7 protein-coding genes and 1 pseudogene are annotated in these 7,629 nt (G+C 61.0%); 5 read left to right on the top strand and 3 right to left on the bottom strand.

What is annotated here, in order from left to right; genetic code table 11:
* Positions 1-83 precede the first annotated feature (83 nt).
* The 5 genes from D6877_RS07115 to D6877_RS07135 all read left to right on the top strand — a co-directional run bounded on the left by D6877_RS07115 (position 84) and on the right by D6877_RS07135 (position 5,660).
* Positions 84-1,679: an ABC transporter substrate-binding protein gene (locus D6877_RS07115; protein ID WP_130910323.1), complete on the top strand. Its 1,596-nt coding sequence runs from the start codon at positions 84-86 to the stop codon at positions 1,677-1,679.
* A 73-nt stretch (positions 1,680-1,752) separates the two neighbouring features.
* A complete protein-coding gene (locus tag D6877_RS07120) occupies positions 1,753-2,763 on the top strand; it encodes an ABC transporter permease subunit (protein WP_016771720.1) in 1,011 nt (336 codons plus the stop codon).
* A gap of 11 nt (positions 2,764-2,774) precedes the next feature.
* Complete coding sequence (locus D6877_RS07125) at positions 2,775-3,701, top strand: ABC transporter permease subunit (protein WP_016771721.1); 927 nt, start codon at positions 2,775-2,777, stop codon at positions 3,699-3,701.
* A gap of 10 nt (positions 3,702-3,711) precedes the next feature.
* On the top strand, positions 3,712-4,680 hold the full coding sequence (locus D6877_RS07130; RefSeq protein ID WP_016771722.1) for an ABC transporter ATP-binding protein: 969 nt from the start codon (positions 3,712-3,714) through the stop codon (positions 4,678-4,680).
* Positions 4,680-5,660: a peptide ABC transporter ATP-binding protein gene (locus D6877_RS07135; protein WP_130910324.1), complete on the top strand. Its 981-nt coding sequence runs from the start codon at positions 4,680-4,682 to the stop codon at positions 5,658-5,660. The genes D6877_RS07130 and D6877_RS07135 overlap by 1 nt, the downstream gene beginning before the upstream one ends.
* Before the next feature lie 18 nt (positions 5,661-5,678).
* Here the strand turns inward: D6877_RS07135 and D6877_RS30220 are convergent.
* The 3 genes and pseudogenes from D6877_RS30220 to D6877_RS07150 form a co-directional block, all read right to left on the bottom strand.
* Positions 5,679-5,804, bottom strand: a pseudogene (locus D6877_RS30220) (metal ABC transporter ATP-binding protein); the annotation flags it as partial.
* Between the two features lie 62 nt (positions 5,805-5,866).
* Positions 5,867-6,130: a hypothetical protein gene (locus D6877_RS07145; RefSeq protein WP_130910325.1), complete on the bottom strand. Its 264-nt coding sequence runs from the start codon at positions 6,128-6,130 to the stop codon at positions 5,867-5,869.
* A 159-nt stretch (positions 6,131-6,289) separates the two neighbouring features.
* Entirely contained in the window at positions 6,290-7,471 is a 1,182-nt protein-coding gene (locus tag D6877_RS07150; RefSeq protein WP_130910326.1) for an MFS transporter, read from the bottom strand.
* Positions 7,472-7,629: the final 158 nt, after the last annotated feature.

Consider the following 7,629-nt stretch of genomic DNA (forward strand, 5'->3'; position numbering starts at 1 on the left):
CTGTAAAAACGCCAACCGACGGCTGACTCATGATGAGTCGGCCGTTCGGTTTTCTGTCTTCAACCGATTGCAGAGGGTTATCGATGAAAATGCTTCCCCTACGTGCGGCCATCGCGGCTGCGTTGCTGAGTGTCGCTGTCGGCGCCTCGGCCAAACCCTTGGTGGTCTGCACCGAAGCCAGCCCGGAAGGCTTCGATATGGTCCAGTACACAACTGCAGTCACGGCGGATGCTGTGGCCGAAACCATCTTCAATCGCCTGGCCGATTTCAAGCCCGGCACCACCGAAGTGATCCCGGCGCTCGCCGAGTCCTGGGACATCAGCGAAGACGGCCTGACCTACACGTTCCACCTGCGCAAAGGCGTCAAGTTCCACACCACCGAATACTTCAAGCCGACCCGCGACATGAACGCCGACGATGTGGTCTGGAGTTTCCAGCGTCAGCTGGACCCGAATCACCCGTGGCACAAACTGTCGAGCGTGGGCTTCCCGTACTTTGAAAGCATGGGCTTCAAGGAACTGCTCAAAAGCGTCGAGAAAGTCGACGACAACACGGTCAAGTTCACCCTGACCCGCCGCGAAGCGCCGTTCCTGGCCGACATCGCCATGGCGTTCTCGTCGATCTACCCGGCCGAATACGCCGACCAGTTGCTCAAGGCCAACAAGACTGGCGATCTGAACAACAAGCCGATCGGCACCGGCCCGTTCATCTTCCAGCGTTACGCCAAGGATGCGCAGGTGCGCTTCAAGGCCAACCCGGATTACTTCCGTGGCAAGCCGCCGGCCGACGCGTTGATCCTGGCGATCGCCACCGACAACAACGTGCGCCTGCAAAAGCTCAAGGCCAACGAGTGCCAGGTCGCGCTGTATCCGAAACCGGATGACATCCCGAGCATCAAGAAAGACAGCAAGCTGAAAGTCGACGAGCTGGACGCGATGACCGTTTCATACATCGCCATGAACACCCAGCACAAGTACATGAGCGACGTGCGCGTGCGCAAAGCCATCGACATCGCGTTCGACAAGGAAGCCTACGTCAACGCACTGTTCGGCAAGGGTAACGCGTCGGTGGCGGTCAACCCGTACCCGCCGACCCTGCTCGGCTACAACCATGATCTGAAGAACCCGCCGCGCGACCTCGACGCAGCGCGCAAGCTGCTCAAGGAAGCCGGGGTTCCGGAAGGCACCACCTTCACCCTGTTCACCCGTAACGGCGGCGGTCCGACCAACCCCAACCCGATGCTCGGCGCGCAGATGATGCAGGCTGACCTGGCGAAAGTCGGGATCAAGATCGACATCCGCGTGATGGAATGGGGCGAGATGCTCAAGCGCGCCAAGGCCGGCGAGCACGACATGGTCTCGGCCGGATGGGCGGGCGACAACGGCGACCCGGATAACTTCCTGACGCCTATGCTCAGTTGCGAGGCCGCCAAGAACGGCGAAAACTACGCACGCTGGTGCAACGAGAAATTCCAGGCACTGCTGGATGAAGCACGGGCTAAAGTAGATCCGGCCGAACGCGCCGCGCTCTACGAACAGGCCCAAGTGCTGTTTAATCAGGACCAGCCATGGATCAGCATGGCCCATACTCGGATGTTCACTGCAATGCGCAACAATGTAGAGGGCTACCACATCAGCCCTCTCACCACTAATAACTTCGCCACCACCCAGGTGAAGTAGATAAGAAACGCCCGGTGCTCCTGACCTATGGAACACCGGGCACGCCTAACCGGCTGATGAGGTACCACACAAGATGTTTAGTTTTATTGCCCGCCGACTGGGGTTGTTGATCCCCACGTTTTTCGGCATCACCTTGCTGACTTTCGCGTTGATTCGCATGATTCCGGGCGACCCCGTGGAAGTGATGATGGGCGAACGTCGGGTCGACCCCGAAATGCACGCTCAGGCAATGGAACGCCTGGGGCTGAACAAGCCGCTGTATGCCCAGTATCTGGACTACATCGGCAAACTGGCCCAAGGCGATCTCGGTGAGTCGTTGCGTACCCGTGAAAGCGTGTGGACCGAGTTCACCTCTCTTTTCCCGGCGACCCTGGAACTGTCCATGGCCGCCCTGCTGTTCGCTGGCATCCTCGGGCTTCTGGCCGGGGTGATCGCGGCACTCAAACGAGGATCGCTGTTCGACCACGGGGTGATGGGCATCTCCCTCGCGGGCTATTCGATGCCGATCTTCTGGTGGGGCCTGATCCTGATCATGTTCTTCTCGGTGAGCCTGGGCTGGACCCCGGTCTCCGGGCGCATCGACCTGCTGTATGACATCGAGCCGAAAACCGGCTTCATGCTGATCGACACGCTGCTGGCCGATGACGTCGGCGCGTTCTTCGACGCCCTGCATCACCTGATCCTGCCGGCCATCGTGCTCGGCACCATTCCGCTGGCGGTAATCGCGCGGATGACCCGTTCGTCGATGCTCGAAGTGCTGCGCGAAGACTACATCCGCACCGCCAAGGCCAAAGGCCTGTCGCCGTCGCGCGTGGTCTTCGTGCACGGTCTGCGCAATGCGCTGATTCCGGTGCTGACCGTAGTCGGCCTGCAGGTCGGCACGCTGCTGGCCGGTGCGGTCCTGACCGAAACCATCTTCTCCTGGCCCGGCATCGGTAAATGGCTGATCGAAGCCATCGGCGCCCGGGACTATCCGGTGGTGCAAAACGGCATCCTGTTAATCGCCTGCCTGGTGATTCTGGTCAACTTCGTGGTGGACATCCTCTACGGCTTTGCCAACCCACGCATCCGTCATCAGCGCTGAGGTCAATACCCATGAGCACTCCAACATCCTCAGTAGCCACCGCCACGTCCGCCGTGGATCAAAGCCTGCTGTACCCGTCACCGTACAAAGAATTCTGGCAAGCGTTCTCGAAGAACAAGGGCGCCGTTGCCGGCCTGCTGTTCATGCTGCTGATCATTTTCTGCGCGATCTTCGCGCCGTGGGTCGCGCCGCACAACCCGAGCGAGCAATACCGTGACTTCCTGCTGACGCCACCGGCGTGGCTCGAAGGCGGGCAGATGCAGTTCCTGCTCGGCACCGACGAACTCGGCCGTGACCTGCTGTCGCGTCTGATCCAGGGCTCGCGCCTGTCCTTGCTGATCGGCTTGTCGTCGGTGGTGATGTCGCTGATTCCGGGGATCCTGCTGGGTCTGTTCGCCGGTTTCTTCCCGAAAGTGGTCGGCCCGACCATCATGCGTCTGATGGACATCATGCTCGCCCTGCCATCGCTGCTGCTGGCCGTGGCGATCGTCGCCATCCTCGGCCCTGGCCTGATCAACACCGTGATCGCGATTGCTGTGGTTTCCCTGCCGTCCTACGTGCGTCTGACCCGTGCCGCCGTCATGGGCGAACTGAACCGCGACTACGTCACCGCCGCGCGTCTGGCCGGTGCCGGTCTGCCGCGCCTGATGTTCATCACCGTGCTGCCCAACTGCATGGCGCCGCTGATCGTGCAGGCAACCCTGAGCTTTTCTTCGGCGATTCTCGATGCCGCTGCACTGGGCTTCCTCGGCCTCGGCGTACAACCGCCAACCCCTGAGTGGGGCACCATGCTGGCCTCGGCCCGCGACTACATCGAACGCGCCTGGTGGGTAGTAAGTCTGCCTGGTCTGACCATTTTGCTCAGCGTGCTGGCAATCAACTTGATGGGCGACGGCCTGCGCGATGCGCTGGACCCGAAACTCAAGAACGCCGCCTGAGGAGATTCAAATGTCACTGCTAGAAATCAAGAATCTCAACGTCCGCTTCGGCGACAAGACCGCGACCCCGGTGGTCGACGGCCTCGACCTGAAAGTCGACAAAGGCGAAGTATTGGCCATCGTTGGCGAGTCGGGTTCGGGTAAATCCGTGACCATGATGGCGCTGATGGGCCTGATCGAGCATCCCGGCATCGTCACCGCCGACTCGCTCAGCTTCGACGGCAAGGACATGCTCAAGCTGAGCAATCGTCAGCGTCGGCAGATCGTCGGCAAAGACCTGTCGATGGTCTTCCAGGACCCGATGACCGCGCTGAACCCGAGCTACACCGTCGGTTTCCAGATCGAGGAAGTGCTGCGCCTGCACCTGAAAATGTCCGGCAAGCAAGCGCGCAAGCGTGCCATCGAACTGCTGGAAAAAGTCGAAATCCCGGGCGCCGCCAGCCGCATGGACGCCTATCCGCATCAACTGTCTGGCGGTATGAGCCAGCGTGTTGCGATCGCCATGGCGATTGCCGGCGAGCCGAAACTGTTGATCGCCGACGAACCGACCACCGCGCTGGACGTGACGATTCAGGCGCAGATCATGGATCTGCTGCTGGCGTTGCAGAAAGAGCAGAACATGGGCCTGGTGCTGATCACTCACGACCTCGCGGTCGTGGCGGAAACGGCCCAGCGCGTCTGCGTGATGTACGCCGGCCAGGCCGTTGAAGTCGGTCAGGTGCCGCAACTGTTCGACATCCCGGCGCACCCGTACAGCGAAGCGCTGCTCAAGGCGATTCCCGAGCACAGCCTCGGCGCCTCACGCCTGTCGACCCTGCCGGGCATCGTTCCGGGCCGCTACGACCGTCCGCAGGGTTGCCTGCTGTCGCCGCGCTGCCCGTACGTGCAGGACAACTGCCGCACCCAGCGCCCGGGCCTTGATCCGAAAGCCAACAGCCTCGCCCGCTGCTTCTACCCGCTGAACCAGGAGGTGGCGTAATGGCCGTCGTACTTACCGCCCGCGACCTGACCCGTCACTACGAAGTCTCCCGTGGCCTGTTCAAGGGCCACGCCACCGTGCGCGCGCTCAACGGCGTGTCGTTCGAACTGGAAGCCGGCAAGACCCTCGCCGTAGTGGGGGAGTCGGGCTGCGGCAAATCCACTCTCGCCCGCGCCCTGACGCTGATTGAGGAGCCGTCATCGGGCTCGCTGCAGATCGCCGGTCAGGAAGTTGCCGGCGCCGACAAGGCCGAGCGCAAGCAACTGCGCAAAGACGTGCAGATGGTGTTTCAGAGCCCGTATGCGTCGTTGAACCCACGGCAGAAAATCGGTGATCAACTGGCCGAGCCGCTGTTGATCAACACCAAGCTGTCAGCCGCCGAACGTCGCGAGAAAGTCCAGGCGATGATGAAGCAGGTCGGCTTGCGCCCCGAGCACTACCAGCGCTATCCGCACATGTTCTCTGGCGGTCAGCGCCAGCGTATCGCTCTGGCGCGGGCAATGATGCTGCAACCGAAAGTGCTGGTCGCGGACGAACCGACTTCGGCGCTGGACGTGTCGATTCAGGCCCAGGTGCTCAACCTGTTCATGGATTTGCAGCAGGAGTTCAACACAGCCTACGTGTTCATCTCGCACAACCTCGCGGTGGTGCAGCACGTGGCCGATGACGTGATGGTGATGTACCTCGGCCGCCCGGTGGAACTGGGTCCGAAGAACGACATCTACGAACGCCCGCTGCATCCGTACACCCAGGCCCTGCTGTCGGCGACCCCGACCATTCATCCGGACCCGAACAAGCCGAAAATCAAGATCGTCGGCGAACTGCCCAACCCGCTGAACCCGCCTTCAGGCTGTGCTTTCCACAAACGCTGCCCGTATGCGACCGAGCGTTGCAGCACGGAAGAGCCGCTGTTGCGTGAACTGGATAACCGGCAAGTGGCCTGCCACTACGCCGAGCAGTTTCTCGACGGCGCGGCGTAAGGCCACGGAATATCCATGTGGGAGCGAGCCTGCTCGCGAATGCGGTGTAACAGTCACCAACATTGTCGACTGAAATGACGCTTTCGCGAGCAGGCTCGCTCCCACAGGGAGTTCGTGTTGATTCAAGAATTCATGCGATAACAAAACCCCCTCCACCTCGATTGCGCATCAGTCGAGGCCGAAGGGGTTTTTGTTTGGCCGGCGATCTATGTCTGGCTATCGCCTTCGTCATCCGGGTCATCGGTGTCCGGCTCATCAGTGGTCGAGTCGTCATCATCGGCGCTGCCGCCCTGATTCATATCCCCCGGTTCCGACTCGGACTTGGCCAGCATAAGGCCGTTATGCCCGACCTGGCCGTTGAACGCCTGAGATTCGTGATCCTCGCACTCGGCCCATGCCGTTGCGGTGCCGAGGGATAGCATCACCATCACTTTCAACAACATCAAAATCCGTAGCAATCTGCTTTTCATGGCCGACTCCATCCTGTTGCGCTAAGACATGCTTGCCGGACTGGCTCGATGTGAAATCTAGTTGCGATCCGACCGGCTCACCACTTAGGACGCGACCGCACAGGCAGAAATGCCATCGACCACCAGATTGCTTTCGAATAACCCCGATAACCGAATCAGCTAAGCGCTGCGCGTGGCCTGCCAGGTCAGTGGAATGGAGATCAACACCAGCAGCGCACTCATCAGCCAGACACTGTGCCCGCCAAACTGGCCGTAGAGCTGCGCACTGAGCACCGGCGACAACAACGCACTGGCGCTCCAGCTCATGAAGAACAGCCCGAAGTACTGACCGCTCTTGCCGCTCTGCGCAAACTGCATCGCCAGTACATTCAACGGCGGCATGAACAAGGCCTCGCCCAGCGTCCAGATCAGCGTCGACAGACAGACAAAAGCCAGTCCTGAACCGAACGGCAACATGCCCAGCCCACAGGCCAGCAACAAGCTGCCCGCGAGCATTTGCCAACGCGAGCCCCAACGCTCGACCGAATGCGACAGCGGAATCTGCAACGCGATCACCAACAGCGCATTGAGCCCGAACTGCCAGCCGATCGCTTCGGTGCTCAGGTGGTAGTAATCACGCAGATAATTGCCCAGCGTGCTGTACACGGTGTCGAACGCGATGCCCAATACGGCCGTCGCCGCCAGCAGCCAGAGGAACGGCTTGTCGCGATACGGCAGGCTTGAGCCATCGGTCGATTCGTCTTCAACCACCAGCACCGACCGCCGCCACGTCGTGCGCACGAACCAGAGCAACGCCAGCATCGTCATCGCCGCACTGACAAAGAACACCCAACGAAAATCCGCCTGCGCCAACACTCCGCCCGCCACCCCGGCAGCGGCCATGCCCAGATTACGCGCCACCCGACTCAGGGCCTGCGCACGGGAACGTTGCGCGACTTCGCAATACTCCATGATCAGCCGCTGATGCAACGTCCGAATCGCCCCATCGATGACACCGCTGAGCAACAACAAAGCGGCCAGCCACGGCACCTGCGTCACCAGCCCCAACAGCATCAGCACCCACACCGAAACGAAAAACAGCACCGCCGTCAGCCGCGCCGTGCGCACGTGATCACTGAGCCAGCCACCGAGCATCGAACCGACCAGCAACCCAGCGCCATAGGCCGAAAGCAACCAGCCCACGGTTTCAATCGCCAGCCCCAATTCCTGACGCAGGTACAGCGCCATGAACAGCTTGACCATGGCGCTGAGGCGGTTGATGAACAACAGAGCCGCGAGGACCCAGGCCATGGGGGTGAAATAGCCGTTGGGGCGCAGGAGATGGGTCAGTCCTTTGAGCATGTAACGTCCGATGGGCGCGAGGGTTTGCTGAACAGTAGACGGGTTGGATTGGAATGTCGTGGGGGTGAGGTCAGCCGAAGTAAAACCAGAGTATGGCTACGACGTAGAGGGAAAACGCCTTACGGAAAAATCGCCGCGCCCGGATTCAACTTGATTTT

This window comes from Pseudomonas sp. Sample_9 (assembly GCF_004307535.1).
Classification (GTDB): domain Bacteria; phylum Pseudomonadota; class Gammaproteobacteria; order Pseudomonadales; family Pseudomonadaceae; genus Aquipseudomonas; species Aquipseudomonas mercuritolerans.